Here is a 19,285-nt window from a genome sequence, read left to right on the forward strand (position 1 = left end):
CAGATGGATGCTCAGGACGGCTATGTATTTAAATCGTTACGCTGTATTGGTTTCGATACGGCTAGTTGCGTGTCGTCTGTTGGCCAATGCCGTACTTGCGCAGGCGGTGGGCAATTGCGGTGTGGGAAGTGCCCAGGCGGCTGGCGAGTTGGCGCGTCGAGGGGTAGTCAGCGTACAGGCGTAACAGCAGGTCCCTTTCGAACCCGTCGACTGCCTGTTCCAGGCTGCCGACGGTCTCGACGGGCTGGCCGGCGACTGCGGTCGCGGCGATATCCAGATCGGCCAGTTCCACCTGGCAGCTTTCACTGACGGCGGCGGCGCGGAAGATAACGTTCTGCAATTGCCGCACATTGCCCGGCCAGCGGTAGCCAAGCAATGCGCTTTGCGCCTCGCCAGTCAGGCGGCAGAGCGGGCGCTGGATCTGAGTGCAGGCCTGCTGCATGAAAAAACGCCCCAGCAGCACAATGTCCTGGCCGCGCTCGCGCAGCGGCGGCACGTGCAGGTTGAGGACGTTGAGGCGATAGAACAGGTCTTCACGAAAGCTGCCTTCGGCGACCATCTTTTCGAGGTCGCGGTGGGTGGCGCTGATGATGCGTACATCGACTTTGATTTCCCGGTCGCCGCCCACCCGGCGAAAGCTGCCATCGCTGAGAAAACGCAGCAGTTTGGCTTGCAGGTAGGGCGACATCTCGCCGATCTCGTCAAGAAACACCGTGCCACGATTGGCCAGTTCCATCAGCCCCGGCTTGCCACCGCGCTGGGCGCCGGTAAATGCCCCCGGCGCGTAGCCGAACAGCTCGCTCTCGGCCAGGCTCTCAGGCAATGCGGCGCAGTTCAATGCCAGAAACGGCTCGCCATGCCGGGCGCTGCTGGCATGGGAGGCGCGGGCCACCAGTTCTTTGCCGGTGCCTGTTTCGCCGCGAATCAGCAGTGGGGCATCCAGGGTTGCGACACGCTGGGCGCGGCCTTTGAGGGTGCGGATGGGCGCAGAATCACCGAGCAGCGCGTCGAAACCTTCAGCGTGGTCGTGGTGCAGGGCCGACAGGCGTTCACCGATCCGGCTGGGCGGGTAGAGGGTCAACAGGCCACCGGCTTCGGTGATAGGGGTGGTTTCCAGCAGCAGCGCTTCACCGCCCAACGTGATTTCGCGCATGGGCAGCCGAAAGCCGTTATCGCGCAGGCTGGCTTGCAGATCGGGGTCGTTGAGCAGTGTGCCCACCGGCTCCCCCACCGGTTCACGACCAATCAGCGCCACCAGCGCCGGGTTGGCCAGCAATACCAGGCCCTCGCTGTCCAGTGCCAGTACCGGGTCGGTCATGGCGGCCAGCAACGCATCGAGCTGCAGGTGGCGACGCTGGCCGGGCAGTATGTCGACCACGGTAATGGCTTCGACGCCGCGCACCCGAAACAGCGCGTCCTTGAGGTCTTCAAGCATCTTCGGGCTGAGCGTCGGCGCGTCGATGTAGACGTTCGGCGGCACCATTTCCACGGCATCGAGGTTCAGATTACGGCTGCCGAGGATCGCCAGAACTTCCTGGGTGATACCGACACGGTCAATGAAGCAGACATGGATGCGCATGATGAACAGGCATGGAGGCTCAAGAGGGCGCCAGTATGCCCTGTGATTGCCAACACGTCCTGTACGGTTGCTGTCCGGTCAACCGGGTGCCGCAGGCTTACTCCAATACTGTTCAATTAAGTACTGCATGCCTTTGTAGGAGCGACCTTGGTCGCGAAGAGGGCGGCACATTCGCAGCAGATGTAGTGTTTTTACTGGCCTCTTCGCGAGCAGAGCTCGCTCCCACTGTGGGCATACAGTGCTTAAGTGACCAGTATTGGGGCTTACTCCAGATGCTCCGGTTTGACCGGCTCGCCGGGGTGGGCATCCAGTTGCGTACGAATATCCTCGAACATCCGGTCGTAATCCTGATGTTGCGCGATTGGCAGCCCGGCCGGGTTGGGCAGGCCGTGGCGGATGGCGATGCGGCTGGCGTTCTGGGCAAAGTTGAAGGCCAGGTCGCGAGGCAACTGGAAGGTTTCGCTGAACGGCTTGCCGTCGATTTCGCCCTGCATCTCGAAACTCATGCAGGTGCCCAGCGCCGGGTCTTCGACGCGTTGATAGCGCAGATGGATATCAAAGCTGTGATCGGTTTTTTGCAGTGCGCTGTGACTGAGATGCAGATGGCCGGGTTCGAACATGCTGGCGTTCCCCACAAAGCAGATGAATGTGTCCGGATAGACACTACCGGACTATCCGGGTTCAGCGCTTGTCGTGGGTCAATGGTGGCCTGCTGGCAGGTTCCGGGCGCGACCACAGCCACAGGTTGCCCAGCGCCATGCCGGCGATTGCCAGATACAGCCACCACACGTGGGTGAACAGGCTCAGCATCAAAATGGCGCAGGCCAGCATGCTGATGGTCGCGCTGATCTTGCTGCCGCGCGAGACCATCCGGCCATTGCGCCAGTTGTACAGCATTGGCCCGAACAGCCGGTGATTCTCAAGCCACGCATTGAGGCGTGGTGAACTGCGGGTGGCTGCCCAGGCCGCCAACAGAATGAACTCGGTGGTTGGCAGGCCGGGAACGAAAATGGCAATGATGCCTATCGCCAGGCTGGTGTAAGCCAGCAGGCCGTAAAGCAGGCGTGAAAGTCTGGAGCCGGGCGGTTTGTAGGTCATGGTCATGATCGGCGAGTTCAAAAGCCCGGCCAGCTTAGGGGCTGTGCCGGGTGCAACGCAAACCGCGTTGTTGCAACCGCGCCAGCCCCGCCAGGGCTTGCCCTTGCTGTCATGCCTGAGCCACGTCAGCCTGAGGGGCCGCAGAGCCGGCGTAGGCGTGTTCCAGCAGCACACCAAAACGCTCGAACGCCGCCAGCGCGCCCTGGTCGAGTTCGGCTTCCTGGCTGGCGCTCAGGGGCAGCTCGTCGAGAATCCGGGTAAAGGCTTTCCAGCCGGCGGCACGACCGCCCTCGGGCTCGCCCAGGTGACGCGCGCCGAATTGATGGCTGAGGTTCAGCGCTTCAGCGCGCTTGATCAGAAACGCCGCACCGAGCTTGGAACCTTCCGAGACGAACAGCCAGCCCAGCGCCTGGGCAACGCCGGGTTGCTGAACCGCCCCCGCGACGCCGGCCGGCAGTTCGGTATTGAGGTCTTGCAGGTCGGCGGCAGCCTGTTCGGCGCGGCAACGCTGGGCCAGGTCCGGAATCAGGGCGATCAGTTGCGGGTCGCGGTACAGCGCTTGCAGTTCGCTCTGGAACAGATACTGGGCAACCACGAAGCGTGTGTAGCTGCTCAGGGTGGCAAACGGCGCATGGGCCTTGACCGCGTGATCGAGCTTCTCGTGTGGTGCGTGGGTGATCTTGTTCAGGCGTTGTGAGCGAAGCTCGCGGCTCGGGGTATCGGTGGTCATCGAATCTTCCTTGCGAGAAATTTCAGGGCTTGTTGAATAGACGAGTGGGCCGCTTGGGCCACGTAAAAAAATGCCGCACAACGTGCGGCATTTGTTCAGCCAGCCAGTGGCGGTCAGATGTCCCACACCAGATTGACGCTGAAGTTGCGCCCCGGCTGGGTCAACCGGTCGAGGTTGGCGGGGGCCGTCACCCCGGCTTCACCGACGCCGTCGTAGCCGCGCACGTCATCCCACAGCCAGTACTGTTTGTCGGTCAGGTTGTAGAGGCCCGCGCTGAGCGTCACGTCCTGAGTGACCTTGTAGTAACCGGTCAGGTCCAGCACGCCGAAGCCCGGGGTCTTGAACTGGCTGGAAACGCCATCGGGGGTGTGGAAGTTGCTGTCATCGACGCGGTTCTTGCGCTTGACCAGGGTCCAGCTCAACAGCCCGCCGTAGTTATCCTGGTCATAGCCCAGGCCGAACACCCCGGTCAGCGGGTTGACGCTGTTGATCGGCTCGCCAGTGTCGTCGTTGCGGCCTTGCAGCCAGGCCAGCGACGCCTGGGTATACAGGCCCTGCGGCGCGCCGAAGTGGCCCAAATCCAGGCGGCCCTTGAACTCAGCACCCTTGATGGTGGCGTGGCGGATGTTGCTGGACTGGAAGGTCGTCTCGTTGTAACCGGGGCTCAGCGCGTCCTCGTTGATGAAGTCGCGGTACTTGTTATAGAACACTGCGACATCGAACGAACCGGCGTCGAAGCGGCCACGCAGGCCGGTCTCGAAGCTCTTGCTCTTTTCCGGCTCCAGATTCGGGTTGGGTTCAACCGAGTAGCCGGCGTTGGGGTTGTCGAAGCGGCCAAACAGGGCCTTGGCCGATGGGGTGCGGAAGCCTTCGGCGTACTGGCCGTACCAGGTGTACTGCTCGTCAATCGCGTAGGTCACGCCGAACTTGGGCGAAACCCGATGCCAGGTCTTGTCGTCGCCGCTGGCCTGCCCGTTGCTGGCCAGGTTCAGGGAGTTGATGAACTCCGGGGTCAGCTTCGGATCCAGGCGGGTGTGGTCGTAGCGCACGCCCGGCGTGAAGGTCCAGTTGTTCCAGCTGATCTGGTCCTGGGCGAACAGCGCGTAGCTGGTAATGGTCGGGTCCGGGAAATCGCTGGTCGGCACCAGACGGTCGGCGGTGCTCTCGGCGCCCACGGCGCGGCAGGCGCCCAGTACCCGGGCACAGATGCCGTAGCCACTGCGCAGGCCGGTGACTTTCTGTTGCTTGAGGGTCGTGCCGTAGGTCAACAGGTGGTCGGTTTCGGCCAGGGCAAAGGCCTTGTCGGCCTGGGCATCGAAGATCCACTGCTTTTCCTGATAAGTGGTGTCACGGAAACGATAGACATCGCGGGAGAACGGGAAGTAGCGCTCTTCAGTACCCTGCGAGGTCTTGGCGTTCTGGTAGTTCAGGCTCCACTTGAGGTTGTCGGCCAGCAGGCTGTCGAGGGCCAAGCGATGCTCCAGGCCGAAACGCTCGCGGGTGATGGTGTCGTTGCCCAGCCTTGACTGGTACATGCCCAGCCCGGCACCGTTGGTGAACGGCCCGCCCACTGCGCTTTTCAGGTCGGTATCGCGGTCGTCCTTGTAGCGTTCATAGGTCAGTTGCAGGCGCGCATCATCGGCGTAGTTCCAGCCCAGCTTGGCCAGCACGTTGGTCGAGCGCACGTCTTGCGGGTTGGCCTCGGTGCGCGCCAGGCCATTGCCGCCGGTGCCACCGTAGGACTCGGTCTCATGGCCGTTGCGCTGGCTGGCGTGCAGCAGCGCATCGAAGTCGTTGTAGCGACCGGCGACGCTGGCGGAGGTCAGCCAGCTGTCGTCAGCCGAACTGTAGCCGGTCTTCAGGCGCGCGCCGGCGTCACGACCGTCTTTGATGATGTCGTCGGCATCCAGCGTGTAATAGCTGACCACCCCACCGATGGCGCTGCTGCCGTACAGGGCCGAAGCCGGGCCGCGGAGAATTTCGACGCGCTTGACGATTTCCGGGTCGACGTAGTTGCGCTGGGTCTGGGCGTACGGGCCGCTGAAGAAACGGTCTGGCACCTCGACGCCATCGACCTGGGTGAGAATCCGGTCGCCATCGATACCGCGAATGTTGTAGCCGTTGGTCCCCGCCCGGTGGCCTGCGCCGCCCACCGAAACACCAGGCTCGTAGCGCACCAGGTCGCGAATGTTATTGACGTTCTGGCGGTCCAGTTGCTCGCGGGTATGCACGCTGACCGTGCTGCTCACGGTGCTGATGTCCTGTGACTGGCGAGTGGCACTGATGGTGGTCTGATCCAGCGCCAGCACGCTGCCGTTGGCGCGGCGTTGCAGCACCACGTTCTGCGGGCTGACGGTGCGATAGCCCAGCGCGCTACCGGCCAGCAGGCGCTCCAGTGCTTGCTCGGGGGCCAGCGAACCCTGCACGCCCGCCGTGGTGACGTTACGGGTCAGTTCCGAAGGCGCGCCGACCTGCCAGCCGGTGATTCGGCTGAATTCGTTGAGTGCCGCCACCAGCGGTTGCTGGGCGATATTGAACGAGTACTGGCCGGCACTGCGCTGGCTGGCGGGTGCGGTTTCGGCGGCGAGCACCGACATGGCGGGCAGGCCGGCGCTCAGCATGGCCACGCTGAGCAAGGACAGCGCGAAACGTGAGCGGGGTAGTGCGGCGGATGGCATCGAAAGTGCTCCCTGGCGTGTGTCGTCGGCATCATTGGAGATGCTTGGGTAATACGAATCAGTTGCATTGGCTATGACTAGACGAACGGCACCAGGCGGGCGCGTAAAAATAACTGGGTAAATTCCTACAGATTTATCAGGCCGTTCGCGCACCGTGCTGGCCTGATATCGGGCAGCATTAAACGCTTGACGCTTAAGGTGGATGATAAGCATTATCATCGGCTTGATTGTCGGTCGAGCCCTCCCGTGTCCCAGTCCCGCTTCAACGATGTCTTCCAGGCCCAGCGTGATGTGCTGTTGCGTACCCTGCAGCGCATGGTCGGTAGCCACAGCACCGCCGAGGATCTGTTACAGGAAACCTGGCTGCGGGTGACCCGCGCCCTGACCGAGCGACCCATCGATCATCTGGAGCCTTTTGTCTACCAGACGGCGCGCAACCTGGCCCTCGACCATTTGCGCGCGCAACGCCTGCGCGAGCGCATGCTGGTTGAGGATGTACCCACTCAGGAGCTGGAGAGCGTTGCCGCGCAGTTCGGCTCACCCGAAGACTCTGCCCATGCTCGCCATCTGCTCGACAGCCTGGGCGCCAGCCTTGGGCGGTTGAGCCCGCGCCAGCAGCGGATTTTTGTGCTCAGCCGTTTGCATGGCTGTAGCTATCAGGAAATTGCCGATACGCTGGATGTCTCGCCAAGCACCGTGCAAAAAGAACTCAAACTGATCATGGCGATCTGTATCGGAGTCATTGCCAGGCTTGACCACGCCTGATAAACACGTCCGTTACAAGAAATGCCGAGGAACACCGTGACCGTAGCCCCCCAACGCCCGCCAGGCGAAAACGTGTCGGGCGCAAGCGCCATGGATCAGGCCTTGAACTGGCTGATCGAACTGGACGCCGCCGATGCCGGGCAGCAGGCGCGCTTTGAGGCCTGGCTGCGGGCCGATCCTGCGCATGCCGAGGCGTTCGCCCAGGCCGAGGCGATCTGGAATAGCCAGGTCGTGCGTCAGACTGCTGCGACGCTTAACCAGCGCCCGCAGCGCTGGCAGCGCCTGCGCGCCTGGACCCGGCCCATGGCGGCGGCAGCGGTATTGCTGCTGGGGGTGGGGTATTTCGGCAATCTGCCGCTGCGCTTGCAGGCCGACCATCTGACCGTGGCCGGCGAGCGGCAGCGGCTGGAACTCGATGATGGCTCGCGGGTGCTGCTCAATACCCGTTCGGCGTTCTCCAGCCAGTTCGATGAGCAGCATCGCCTGGCGCGGCTGTATCAGGGCGAGGCGTTTTTCGAGGTGGCCAACGCCCATGGCATGCCACTGGAGATCGAGGCCGGGCCGCTGCGGATGAGCACCCGTGGCAGCGCGATGTCGGTGCGTTATCTCGACGGCGAGGCGCGGGTGCAGGTGCAGCGTGGCGCGGTGGATGTGCATGCGGTCAAAGGTGGTTCGCGGCTTAGCCTGGGCGCTGGTGATAGCGTCAGCCTGAACGCCGCCGGGCTTGGCCCGCAGCAACGCCTGGACCCTGGTCGGGACCTGGCCTGGGTGCAGGGCCGGCTGATTTTCGACAACTGCCCGATGGGCCAGGTGCTCGATGAGTTGCGGCGTTATTATCCGGGCCTGATCGTCAACACCAATCCGGCCCTGGCGCAGGTCAATGTGACGGGTAACTACCGGTTGGACAACCCGCTGGATGTAGTCCGCTCACTGGCCGAGATGACCTCCGCAAGCGTGCATGAATTGCCCAAGCTGGTGATTATCAACTGACTGGTTTTGTTGGGGCGGATTGATCCGTGAAGGCCTTGCGATTGGTGCATGAGTCGTGGCCGCGGTTGTCTGGACTGAGAGTTTCGCCCCGACGGGCGACCCTATTTTGTGCTTGGCAAAATAGGGGAAAACCGCTTGCTCCTGGTTTGGGTCCGCCCTGCGGGCAGACTTCCCTCCGTCCGGTGCCGATTCGGGGGCCGGCGCGATGGGCATCCTGCCCAACGCACCTGAAACCAGCTTCCCTGCTGGTTTCTCCCCCGAATCGTCGCCTGCCTTCGGCCAGCACCCAAGTCGCGATTCACGGTGTCTGTGCCATCTCGGCTAGAACATCAAAATCAACGGCAAAAGCGACAGCGCAGCCGCGTTACATTTGGCCGTGCGCTGTTTTTTGAAATGTAATCTTGCAGGCGCCGATGATAGCGACGTTTGGTGCAGGCCGAACGGAGGTGTCGATTTGGTGGGAAAACCGGCACGGAAGCCGGTTTTAGGTGCGCTGGGCAGGGAAGCCCATCGCACCGACCGCCAAATCGGTACCGGAGTGAGGGAACCCGCCGTAAGGCGGGCCAAACCTGTCGCCATGGTTTCCCCCCTTTGCCGAAACAAAGGGGGTCGCCCGCCAGGGCGAAACACGGCGGCTGAGAGAGCGCCAACGCCATTGAGCCGTTTTGATGCCGTAACAGCCTTTACGCGTTATGCAACGCCAGGCAGTTATCCAGCATCCGGTTGGAAAACGCCCACTCATTGTCGTACCAGGCTAGCACCTTGAGCAGTCGACCACTGACCTTGGTGTGGTTGGCGTCGAAGATCGACGACAGCGGGTTATGGTTGAAGTCGTGCGACACCAGCGGCAACTGGTTATAGCCCAGCACTTTCGAATTCTGGCTGGCCGCTTTCATCAGCGCATTGACCTCATCGGCCGTGGTATCGCGCTTGAGCTGCACGGTCAGGTCCACCAGTGACACATTGATCACCGGCACCCGCACGGCCATGCCGGTCAGTTTGCCGGCCAGTTCCGGCAATACCAGCCCGACGGCCTCGGCGGCGCCGGTCTTGCTCGGGATCATCGACTGGGTGGCCGAACGCGCACGGTACGGGTCGGTATGGTAGACATCGATCAAATTCTGATCATTGGTGTAGGCATGCACCGTGGTCATCAGGCCGCTTTCGATGCCCAGTTCACGGTGCAGTACCTGCGCCACCGGCGCCAGGCAGTTGGTGGTGCACGAGGCGTTGGAAATGATCTGGTGCGACTGGCGCAGCACGTCATGGTTGACGCCATACACCACGGTGGCGTCGGCGCCGCTGGCCGGTGCCGAGATGATCACTTTGCTGGCGCCGGCCGTGATGTGCGCCGCCGCCTTGTCGCGGCTGGTGAACAGCCCGGTGCATTCGAACACCACATCGACCTGTTGGGCCTTCCAGGGCAGGTCTGCCGGGTTGCGGATGGCGCTGACTGCAATCCGGTCACCATTGACGGTCAGGCTTTCGCTATCGCACTCGACGGTGCCGTCAAATGGCCCATGGACAGTATCGAAACGCAGCAGGTGGGCGTTCATTTCACTGTTGCCCAAGTCGTTGATGGCGACGACCTGCAAGTCTTGCCTATAGCCTTGGGTATACAGTGCGCGCAGGATGTTACGACCGATGCGGCCAAAACCGTTGATTGCAATACGAAGGGCCATGAACGCGTCCTCTCTGGAATTTGTTGTTTGAATTACAAGATTATTCTCATAAAAATAGAAAACAAGCCTTTTTGGTGGCAATATTTTCCTAAACCTACAAATACAAACCTTGAAGATCCGACACCATGACCCAAGTCACGGTCTTGCCTGACAAACCGGTGACCTGCGACTGTCCAGAATCTTTACGGGTGACCATAGACCTTAGCCTGGAGTTCATCACATGCATCCCCGCATCCTTGAGGTCACCGAACGGCTGATCGAACGCAGCCGTCCGACCCGCCAGCGCTACCTGCAACTGATCCGCGAGGCGGCCAGCGACGAACCCATGCGGGCGAAGCTGCAATGCGCCAACTTTGCCCATGGCGTCGCCGGCTGCGGCAGCGAAGACAAGCAGACCCTGCGGCTGATGAACGCCGCCAACGTGGCGATCATCTCGGCCTACAACGACATGCTCTCGGCGCATCAGCCCTACGAGCACTTTCCGCAGCGTATCAAGCAGGCCCTGCGCGAGGTCGGTTCGGTCGGCCAGTTCGCCGGTGGCGTGCCGGCCATGTGCGATGGTGTGACCCAGGGTGAGCCGGGCATGGAACTGGCCATCGCCAGCCGGGAAACCATCGCCATGTCGACCGCGGTCGCGCTGTCGCACAACATGTTCGATGCCGCCCTGATGCTGGGGATCTGCGACAAGATCGTGCCGGGGCTGATGATGGGCGCGCTGCGCTTCGGCCATCTGCCGACCCTCTTTGTGCCCGGCGGGCCGATGGTGTCGGGCTTGTCCAACAAGGAAAAGGCCGACGTGCGCCAGCGCTATGCCGAAGGTAAGGCGAGCCGTGAAGAACTGCTGGACTCGGAAATGAAGTCCTACCATGGTCCGGGCACCTGCACCTTCTACGGTACTGCCAATACCAACCAGTTGCTGATGGAGGTGATGGGCCTGCATCTTCCCGGTGCCTCGTTCGTCAACCCGTACACGCCGTTGCGCGATGCGCTGACCGATGAAGCCGCGCAACAGGTCACCCGCCTGACCCGCCAAAGCGGCAGCTTCATGCCGCTTGGCGAAATCGTCGATGAGCGTTCGATCATCAACTCCATCGTCGCTCTGCACGCCACCGGCGGCTCGACCAACCACACCCTGCACATGCCGGCCATCGCCCGGGCGGCGGGGATTCTGTTGACCTGGCAGGACATGGCCGACCTTTCGGATGTGGTCCCGACCCTGACCCATGTCTACCCTAATGGCAAAGCTGATATCAACCACTTCCAGGCCGCTGGTGGCATGTCGTTCCTGATTCGGGAGCTGCTGGGCGCCGGGCTGCTGCATGAAAACGTCAATACCGTAGTCGGTCATGGGCTGAGCCGTTACACCCGCGAGCCGTTTCTCGAAGACGGTAAACTGGTGTGGCGCGAGGGGCCGCTGCAAAGCCTCGATGAAAATATCCTGCGTCCTGTGGCGCGGCCATTCTCGCCAGAGGGCGGCCTGCGGGTGATGCAAGGCAATCTCGGTCGCGGGGTGATGAAAGTGTCAGCGGTGGCCCTTGAACATCAGGTGGTCGAGGCGCCGGCCCGTGTGTTCGAAGACCAGCAGGCGCTGGCCGATGCGTTCAAGGCCGGTGAGCTGGAGCGCGATTTCGTCGCCGTGATGCGGTTTCAGGGCCCGCGCAGCAACGGCATGCCGGAGCTGCACAAGATGACCCCGTTCCTCGGCGTGCTGCAGGATCGCGGCTTCAAGGTCGCGCTGGTCACTGACGGGCGTATGTCGGGTGCCTCGGGCAAGATTCCGGCGGCCATCCACGTTTGCCCGGAAGCCCATGATGGTGGCCCTTTGGCTTTGGTGCGTGATGGCGACGTGATTCGGGTCGACGGTGTCAAAGGCACATTGCAAGTTCTGCTCGAACCGGCAGAATTGGCCGCAAGACAACCGGCAACCACGCAGATCGACAGCAGTGTCGGCTGCGGTCGTGAGTTGTTCGGTTTCATGCGTGTGGCCTTCAGCTCCGCCGAGCAGGGGGCCAGCGCCTTTACTGCAAGCCTGGAGGGACTCAAGTGAAGCTGGCTCTGGTAGGTGATATTGGCGGGACCAACGCACGGTTCGCGATTTGGGAAGACGATCAACTGCACTCGATCCGGGTGTTCGCCACGGCTGAGTATGCAGGTCCTGAACAGGCCATCGAACTCTACCTGCAAGACCTTGACCTGCAACGCGGTGATGTCAGCCATGTCTGCCTGGCCGTCGCCGGCCCGGTGGACGGTGATGAATTCCAGTTCACCAACAGCAACTGGCAGTTCAGCCGTTCGAAATTCTGTGAGCACCTGAAGGTCGAGCACCTGTTGCTGGTCAACGATTTCGCGGCCATGGCGCTGGGCATGACCCGGCTGGGTGAAGATTACCTGACGGTCTGCCATGGCATCGGCAAGCCGCAGCGGCCCCGCGTGGTGATCGGACCAGGCACCGGCCTTGGCGTCGGCACGCTGGTCAAGACCGGCGACAATCACTGGACCGCGTTGCCCGGGGAGGGCGGTCACGTCAATCTGCCGGTCGGCAGCGCCCGTGAAGCGCTGTTGTGGACTCGCCTGATGGCCGAGCACGAACACGTCAGCGCCGAAACCGTGCTCAGCGGCGCCGGGCTGCTGCGCCTTTATCAGGCCAGTTGCGCACTGGACGGCATCGACGCACCGCTGAAATCGCCGGCAGCCGTGACTGCCGCTGCCCTGGATGGCGATACCGTGGCGGCTGCAGTGCTCGAGCAGTTCTGTGTGTTCCTTGGCCGGGTGGTGGGCAATAACGTCCTGACCCTCGGTGCGCTGGGGGGCGTGTACATCGCCGGCGGCATGGTGCCGCGCTTCACTGAGTTTTTTATCAATAGCGGATTCCGCCAGGCGATGGTCGACAAGGGCGTGATGAGCGACTATTTCGACGGTCTGCCGGTATGGCTGGCGACTGCCGAGTATCCGGGCCTCAATGGCGCCGGGGTGGCCTTGCAACAGGCGTTTGGCGAGGGCGAACAGGTACTCGAATAACCCGCTGTCCCTACAATAACAATTCACTGAACAAGGACGACCTTCTTGAGTTCAGCCCATAAAACCCTGCTGCTGGTCGATGACGACCAGGAGATTCGCGAACTGCTCGAAACCTACCTGAGCCGGGCCGGTTTTCAGGTCCGCGCCACCGCGGACGGTGCCCGGTTTCGTCAGGCGTTCAACGAAGCCCCCGCCGACCTGTTGATCCTCGACGTCATGCTGCCCGACGAAGACGGCTTCAGCCTGTGCCGCTGGGCGCGTCAGCATCCGCGCCAGCCGCATGTGCCCATCATCATGCTCACCGCCAGCTCCGACGAGGCTGATCGGGTCATCGGCCTGGAACTGGGGGCCGACGATTATCTGGGCAAGCCGTTCAGCCCACGCGAGTTGCTGGCCAGAATCAAAGCCCTGCTGCGCCGCTCCGGGTTTGGCCAGGAGCGTGGCGGGGAAGTGCTGCTGTTCGATGAGTGGCGCCTGGACATGGTCAGCCACCGGCTGTTTCATGCCGATGGTGAAGAGGTGATTCTTTCCGGGGCCGATTTCGCCCTGCTCAAGCTGTTTCTCGATCATCCACAGCAGATCCTCGACCGCGACACCATCGGCAATGCCACCCGAGGCCGTGAACCGATGCCGCTGGAGCGCATCGTTGACATGGCGGTCAGCCGCCTGCGCCAGCGTTTGCGTGACACCGGCAAAGCGCCGCGGCTGATTCGTACCGTGCGCGGCAGCGGTTATCTGCTGGCCGCGACCGTGCAGTCGGGAGTGGCTCATTAACGGCGCACGCCAGCGCTGGCTGGCGCTGCCACGCACGTTGCTCGGGCGCATGCTGCTATTGACCCTGTTGGCGGTGCTGCTGGGCCAGTCGCTGTCGGGGATCATCTGGGTGGCTCAATTGCGCGCCACCCAGATGGAAGGTTTGCTCAACAGTGCGCGCAGCCTGGCTTATTCGATGGCTGCCAGCGTCAGTTATTTTCGCTCGCTGCCGGTCAGCTACCGGCCGCTGGTGCTCGACCAACTGCGCAGCATGGGCGGTACGCGCTTTGTGGTGTCGCTCAACGAGCATCCGCTGGACATGCAACTGCTGCCGGCCACACCGCGTAAAGATGCGGTATTGAGCGCGGTGGGCGAGGTGCTGCGCAGTTCGTTGGGCGACGGGCCGAAGATCGTCGCCTGGTTCGTCAGCCCCGATGAGCTGCGGCTGTTCAACAGCGGCCTGAAACTCGACGAACTGCCGCGCTCCTGGGCGCATTACGCATTGACTCTGGAGCCGGTCAATCCGCCGGTGCTGGTCACCCAGATCGAACTGGCGCCCGGCGAATGGCTGTACATCGCGTCACTGCTGCCCGCACCCTACACCTTTCTGGAAGAGCCAGACCTGCCGGCCCAGCAGGTCTGGTCGATCGCCTTGACCAGCGCGTTCCTGCTGCTGTTCATCGGCCTGCTGGTGCACTGGCAGAGCCGGCCGCTCAAGCGCCTGGCCAGGGTGGCACGGGACCTGTCACTGGACGGTGATGCCTCTCCGCTGATCGAGGGCGGCAGCAGCGAGGTGCAGGAGGTCAGCCGCGCCTTCAACACCATGCGCACCCGCATCAGCCGCTACCTGACCGAGCGCGGCCAGTTGTTCAGCGCGATTTCTCATGACCTGCGCACACCGATTACCCGTTTGCGGCTGCGCGTCGAACTGCTTGATGACCCGGCCTTGCAGGCGCGCTTCGAGCGCGATCTGGACGAGCTGGAATTGCTGGTCAAAGGCGCACTGCAGTGCGTCAAGGACACCGACATTCACGAAAACATCGAACCGGTGGACCTCAATAACCTGCTCGATTGCCTGGTGGAGCCCTATCTGTCAGCTGAAGGGGACGCGCGCATCACCCTGCACGGCGTGGCTCAGGCTTCGTACATGGGCAAGCCGCTGGCGCTGCGGCGCTGCATAGGCAATCTGATCGACAACGCACTCAAGTACGGCTACCGCGCCCACTTGCATATCGAAGACCGCCGCGAGGTATTCGTGCTGCACGTTGATGACGAGGGGCCGGGCGTTCCCGAGCAGCGCCTGGAGCAGGTGTTCGAGCCTAATGTGCGGCTGGCTTCGAACCAGCAAGGCTACGGCCTGGGGCTGGGCATTGCGCGCAATATCGCCCATAGCCACGGTGGCGAGGTGAGCCTGCAGAACCTTCGCGAGGGCGGCTTGCGGGTAACCCTGGAACTGCCGCGCTTGCCCTGACGCCATTGCATTGCCACTAAATGTCACCAACCTGTGACTATTCCCTATCCCTTCGTTACCAAGCGGTCTTTCGATATGGCTAGACTGCTTTCAAGCGCAGGCAACCGACCTGCCCCAAATAACAACAAGAAGGCCGAATCAATGAATGCTCTGTCCCAGCTTGCCGCTGCCATTTCTCTTGCCACGTTGCTTCCTTTCACCGCCCAGGCTGCCGAGTCCAAAGGCTCGGTAGAAGTCGTCCATTGGTGGACCTCCGGTGGTGAAAAAGCCGCTGTCGACGTCCTCAAGGCCCAGGTCGAGAAAGACGGTTTCACCTGGAAAGACGGCGCCGTAGCCGGTGGTGGCGGGGCGACGGCGATGACCGTGCTCAAGAGCCGCACCGTGGCCGGTAACCCGCCGGGCGTGGCGCAGATCAAGGGGCCGGACATTCAGGACTGGGGTTCGATGGGCCTGCTGAGCACCGACACCCTCAAGGATGTCGCCAAGCAAGAAAAATGGGACGAGTTGCTCGACAAGAAAGTCTCTGACGCGGTCAAGTACGACGGTGAGTACGTCGCCGTGCCGGTGAACATCCACCGCGTCAACTGGTTGTGGGTCAACCCCCAGGTGCTGGAAAAGGCCGGCGTGGCCAAGGCGCCGACTACCCTCGAAGAGTTCTATGCCGCCGCTGACAAACTCAAGGCGGCCGGTTTCATTGCCCTGGCCCATGGTGGCCAGCCGTGGCAAGACAGCACGGTATTCGAGAACCTGGTGCTCTCGGTCATGGGCCCCCAGGGCTACGAGCAAGCGTTCGTCAAACTGGACGATAAAGCGCTGACCGGTCCTGAAATGGTCAAGTCGTTCACGGAACTGAAGAAAGTCGCCACCTACATGGACCCCAACCGCGCCGGGCGTGACTGGAACATTGCCGCCGCCGATGTGATCAACGGCAAGGCCGGCATGCAGATCATGGGCGACTGGGCCAAGAGCGAATGGACGGCCGCAAAGAAAGTTGCCGGCAAGGACTACCAGTGCGTGCCGTTCCCTGGCACCGAGAAGGCGTTCACTTACAACGTCGACTCGCTGGCGATCTTCAAGCTCAACGCCGATCGTACGGGTGATATCGCTGCCCAGCAGGACCTGGCCAAAGTCGCGTTGGGTGAAGAGTTCCAGAAGGTCTTCAGCATCAACAAGGGCTCGATCCCGGTGCGCAAGGACATGCTCGCCAGCATGGACAAACATGGCTTCGACAGCTGCGCCCAGGCCTCGGCCAGGGACTTCCTGGCAGACGGTGGCAACGGCGGCCTGCAGCCGAGCATGGCGCACAACATGGCCACCTCACTGGCTGTGCAGGGCGCGATTTTCGATGTGGTGACCAACTACATCAACGACCCGAACGCTGACCCGGCCCAGGCGGCCAAGCGGCTGGCCTCGGCGATCAAGGCAGCCCGCTAGCAGCCGTAGCGTTATTCGCTGCTGAAGCAGCTCCTACGGCAGCTCCTACGGATATCACCCTAACCGTTGTGTGTGTCGACGGGCCCTTTTACAGGGCTCGCGACCGCCTGCGGACTGAATTCGACCCGACTGGATGACTTCAATGACTTCTGTCGCTGTGTTCAACAAAGCCTCGCCGCTCGATGCGCTGCAACGCTGGCTGCCCAAACTGGTGTTGGCGCCCAGCATGCTCATCGTGCTGGTGGGCTTCTACGGCTACATCCTGTGGACCCTGGTGCTGTCGTTTACCAACTCCACCTTTCTGCCGTCCTACAAGTGGGCCGGGCTGGCCCAGTATGCGCGGTTGATGGACAACGACCGCTGGTGGGTGGCGAGCAAGAACCTGCTGTTGTTCGGTGGCCTGTTCATCGGCATCAGCCTGGTGGTCGGGGTGATTCTTGCGGTGTTGCTCGACCAGCGGATTCGCCGCGAAGGGGCGATCCGCACCATTTACCTGTACCCGATGGCGCTGTCGATGATCGTTACCGGCACCGCCTGGAAATGGCTGCTCAATCCCGGCCTGGGCCTGGACAAGCTGCTGCGTGACTGGGGCTGGGAAGGCTTTCGCCTCGACTGGCTGGTGGACCCGGAGCGGGTGGTGTACTGCCTGGTGATTGCCGCCGTGTGGCAGTCCTCCGGCTTTGTCATGGCGTTGTTTCTCGCCGGCCTGCGCAGTGTCGACCAGTCGATCATCCGCGCCGCGCAAATGGATGGCGCCAGCCTGCCGCTGATTTACTGGCGGGTGGTGCTGCCCAGCCTGCGCCCGGTGTTTTTCAGTGCGGTGATGATCCTCGCCCATATCGCGATCAAGAGCTTTGACCTGGTGGCGGCGATGACCGCCGGTGGGCCGGGCTACTCCTCTGATCTGCCGGCAATGTTCATGTATGCCTTTACGTTCAGCCGCGGACAGATGGGCATGGGCTCGGCCAGCGCGATGCTGATGCTCGGCGCGATCCTCGCCATTCTGGTGCCGTACCTGTACTCGGAACTGCGGAGCAAACGCCATGAGTAACACGATCGGCTCCAATGGAACCACCGTCAGCCGTTTGCTGATCCACGCAGTTTTGTGGCTGGCCTGCCTGGTGTATCTGGTGCCGCTGGTGGTCATGCTGCTGACCAGCTTCAAGACCCCGGAAGACATCGGCAGCGGCAACCTGCTCAGCTGGCCGGCGGTGGTCACGGTGATTGGCTGGGTCAAGGCCTGGAACATCGTCGATGGCTATTTCTGGAACTCGATACGCATCACCATTCCGGCGGTGATCATCTCCACCGCCATCGGCGCGCTGAACGGCTATGTGCTGTCGATGTGGCGCTTTCGCGGCTCGCAGCTGTTTTTCGGCTTGCTGCTGTTCGGCTGCTTCCTGCCGTTTCAGACCGTGCTGCTGCCAGCGTCCTTCACCCTCGGCAAGATGGGCCTGGCCAGCACCACCACCGGCCTGGTGTTCGTTCATGTGGTCTACGGCCTGGCCTTCACGACGCTGTTCTTTCGCAACTTCTACGTGACCATTCCCGAGGCGCTGGTGCGTGCGGCACGGCTCGATGGCGCGGGGTTTTTCACGATCTTCTGGCGCATCGTCCTGCCGATGTCGACGCCGATCATCATGGTCTGCCTGATCTGGCAGTTCACCCAGATCTGGAACGACTTCCTGTTTGGCGTGGTGTTCTCCAGTGGTGACTCGCAGCCGATCACCGTGGCCCTGAACAACCTGGTCAACACCAGTACCGGGGTCAAGGAGTACAACGTGGACATGGCCGCGGCGATGATCGCCGGGCTGCCGACACTGCTGGTCTACATCCTGGCCGGCAAATATTTCCTGCGCGGGCTGACCGCCGGCGCGGTCAAGGGCTAGGGATCAATCATGGCAACTCTCGAACTGCAAAACGTCAACAAACGCTACGGCAGCGGCCTGCCAGACACGCTGAAAAACATCGAACTGAAAATCAAGGACGGTGAATTCCTGATCCTGGTCGGCCCGTCCGGCTGTGGCAAATCGACCCTGATGAACTGCATTGCCGGCCTTGAAGACATCAGCGGCGGGGCGATCCTGATCGATGGCGAAGACGTCAGCCAGACCAGCCCCAAGGACCGTGACATCGCCATGGTGTTTCAGTCCTACGCGCTGTACCCGACCATGAGCGTGCGCGAGAACATCGAGTTCGGCCTGAAAATTCGCAAGCTGGCCAAGCCGGCCATTGATGAGGAGGTCAGCCGGGTGGCGCGCCTGCTGCAGATCGAACATCTGCTTGAGCGCAAGCCGGCACAGCTTTCCGGCGGCCAGCAACAGCGTGTGGCGATGGGCCGGGCATTGGCGCGGCGGCCGAAGATCTACCTGTTCGACGAGCCGTTGTCCAACCTCGACGCCAAGCTGCGGGTCGAGATGCGTACCGAAATGAAACTGATGCACCAGCGCCTGAAGACCACCACGGTGTACGTCACCCATGACCAGATCGAGGCCATGACCCTCGGTGACAAGGTGGCGGTGATGAAGGACGGCATCGTCCAGCAGTTCGGTACACCGCGGGAGATCTACAACGACCCGGCCAACCAGTTTGTCGCCAGCTTCATCGGCTCGCCGCCGATGAACTTCATCCCGCTGCGTCTGCAACGCCGTGACGCACGCTTGCTGGCGCTGCTCGACAGCGGTCAGGCGCGCTGCGAGCTGCCGCTGGGTTGCAACGACGCGGGGCTGGAAGACCGTGAAGTGATTCTTGGCGTACGCCCGGAGCAGATCAGCCTGGCTGCTGGCGATGGCCAGGGATTACCGACGATTCGCGCCGAGGTGCAGGTGGTGGAGCCTACCGGCCCTGACACCCTGGTGTTCGTCAACCTCAACCAGACCAAGGTCTGCTGCCGTCTGGCGCCGGATCAGGCACCGCAGGTCGGCGAGACCCTGACCCTGCAACTGGACCCTACCCGCGTGCTGCTGTTCGACGCCGCCAGCGGTGAGCGTCTGGGCATTCTCGGGCGTGCCGAGGGCGCAGGCCGGCAGGGCAATGTGACCTTGCTCAATCGCAAGTGAGTGGACGCTGTAAAGCTGAAAGCCAATA

Annotated in this window: 15 protein-coding genes and 1 pseudogene; 10 read left to right on the forward strand and 6 right to left on the reverse strand. The window is 62.3% G+C overall.

Going from position 1 to position 19,285, the window contains the following annotated elements; translation table 11 throughout:
• Window positions 1–61: 61 nt before the first annotated feature.
• The 5 genes and pseudogenes from NJC38_RS04780 to NJC38_RS04800 form a co-directional block, all read right to left on the reverse strand.
• Window positions 62–1,579: a sigma-54-dependent transcriptional regulator gene (locus NJC38_RS04780; protein WP_253111809.1), complete on the reverse strand. Its 1,518-nt coding sequence runs from the start codon at window positions 1,577–1,579 to the stop codon at window positions 62–64.
• Between the two features lie 263 nt (window positions 1,580–1,842).
• Complete coding sequence (locus NJC38_RS04785; RefSeq protein ID WP_253111810.1) at window positions 1,843–2,199, reverse strand: DUF5064 family protein; 357 nt, start codon at window positions 2,197–2,199, stop codon at window positions 1,843–1,845.
• A 61-nt stretch (window positions 2,200–2,260) separates the two neighbouring features.
• Window positions 2,261–2,733 (reverse strand): annotated as a pseudogene (locus NJC38_RS04790) (YbaN family protein).
• A 53-nt stretch (window positions 2,734–2,786) separates the two neighbouring features.
• Window positions 2,787–3,407 carry a biliverdin-producing heme oxygenase gene (locus NJC38_RS04795; RefSeq protein WP_253111811.1) on the reverse strand — a complete coding sequence of 207 codons (621 nt, stop codon included), beginning with the start codon at window positions 3,405–3,407 and terminating at the stop codon, window positions 2,787–2,789.
• Between the two features lie 113 nt (window positions 3,408–3,520).
• Window positions 3,521–6,085 (reverse strand): TonB-dependent receptor, encoded by a 2,565-nt coding sequence (locus NJC38_RS04800; RefSeq protein WP_253111812.1) that lies wholly within the window; start codon window positions 6,083–6,085, stop codon window positions 3,521–3,523.
• 246 nt (window positions 6,086–6,331) lie between these two features.
• Here NJC38_RS04800 and NJC38_RS04805 point away from each other — a divergent pair, with 246 nt between their 5' ends.
• Window positions 6,332–6,850 (forward strand): sigma-70 family RNA polymerase sigma factor, encoded by a 519-nt coding sequence (locus NJC38_RS04805; protein ID WP_045482867.1) that lies wholly within the window; start codon window positions 6,332–6,334, stop codon window positions 6,848–6,850.
• A 90-nt stretch (window positions 6,851–6,940) separates the two neighbouring features.
• A complete protein-coding gene (locus tag NJC38_RS04810) occupies window positions 6,941–7,840 on the forward strand; it encodes a FecR domain-containing protein (protein WP_253111869.1) in 900 nt (299 codons plus the stop codon).
• 683 nt (window positions 7,841–8,523) lie between these two features.
• Here the strand turns inward: NJC38_RS04810 and gap are convergent.
• The gene (gap, locus tag NJC38_RS04815) at window positions 8,524–9,522 is read right to left on the reverse strand and encodes a type I glyceraldehyde-3-phosphate dehydrogenase (RefSeq protein WP_253111813.1); all 999 of its coding nucleotides are present in this window, start codon (window positions 9,520–9,522) and stop codon (window positions 8,524–8,526) included.
• Window positions 9,523–9,742: 220 nt separating this feature from the next.
• Here gap and edd point away from each other — a divergent pair, with 220 nt between their 5' ends.
• From edd to ugpC, 8 genes are all read left to right on the forward strand, one after another.
• The gene (edd, locus tag NJC38_RS04820; protein WP_045482858.1) at window positions 9,743–11,569 is read left to right on the forward strand and encodes a phosphogluconate dehydratase; all 1,827 of its coding nucleotides are present in this window, start codon (window positions 9,743–9,745) and stop codon (window positions 11,567–11,569) included.
• Window positions 11,566–12,540: a glucokinase gene (locus NJC38_RS04825; RefSeq protein ID WP_253111814.1), complete on the forward strand. Its 975-nt coding sequence runs from the start codon at window positions 11,566–11,568 to the stop codon at window positions 12,538–12,540. The genes edd and NJC38_RS04825 overlap by 4 nt, the downstream gene beginning before the upstream one ends.
• Before the next feature lie 45 nt (window positions 12,541–12,585).
• Window positions 12,586–13,314 (forward strand): response regulator transcription factor, encoded by a 729-nt coding sequence (locus NJC38_RS04830; protein ID WP_045482852.1) that lies wholly within the window; start codon window positions 12,586–12,588, stop codon window positions 13,312–13,314.
• Window positions 13,315–13,363: 49 nt separating this feature from the next.
• Entirely contained in the window at window positions 13,364–14,764 is a 1,401-nt protein-coding gene (locus NJC38_RS04835; protein ID WP_045482849.1) for an ATP-binding protein, read from the forward strand.
• A 141-nt stretch (window positions 14,765–14,905) separates the two neighbouring features.
• Window positions 14,906–16,198 carry an ABC transporter substrate-binding protein gene (locus NJC38_RS04840; RefSeq protein ID WP_045482846.1) on the forward strand — a complete coding sequence of 431 codons (1,293 nt, stop codon included), beginning with the start codon at window positions 14,906–14,908 and terminating at the stop codon, window positions 16,196–16,198.
• 142 nt (window positions 16,199–16,340) lie between these two features.
• Window positions 16,341–17,249 carry a sugar ABC transporter permease gene (locus tag NJC38_RS04845; RefSeq protein WP_045482843.1) on the forward strand — a complete coding sequence of 303 codons (909 nt, stop codon included), beginning with the start codon at window positions 16,341–16,343 and terminating at the stop codon, window positions 17,247–17,249.
• Entirely contained in the window at window positions 17,242–18,087 is an 846-nt protein-coding gene (locus tag NJC38_RS04850; protein ID WP_045482841.1) for a carbohydrate ABC transporter permease, read from the forward strand. Before NJC38_RS04845 ends, NJC38_RS04850 begins: the two co-directional genes overlap by 8 nt.
• Before the next feature lie 9 nt (window positions 18,088–18,096).
• Window positions 18,097–19,257 carry a sn-glycerol-3-phosphate ABC transporter ATP-binding protein UgpC gene (ugpC, locus tag NJC38_RS04855; RefSeq protein ID WP_253111815.1) on the forward strand — a complete coding sequence of 387 codons (1,161 nt, stop codon included), beginning with the start codon at window positions 18,097–18,099 and terminating at the stop codon, window positions 19,255–19,257.
• The last annotated feature ends 28 nt before the right edge of the window (window positions 19,258–19,285 follow it).

Origin of the sequence: Pseudomonas sp. 21LCFQ010, from assembly GCF_024129905.1 — a bacterium.
Classification (GTDB): Bacteria; Pseudomonadota; Gammaproteobacteria; order Pseudomonadales; family Pseudomonadaceae; genus Aquipseudomonas.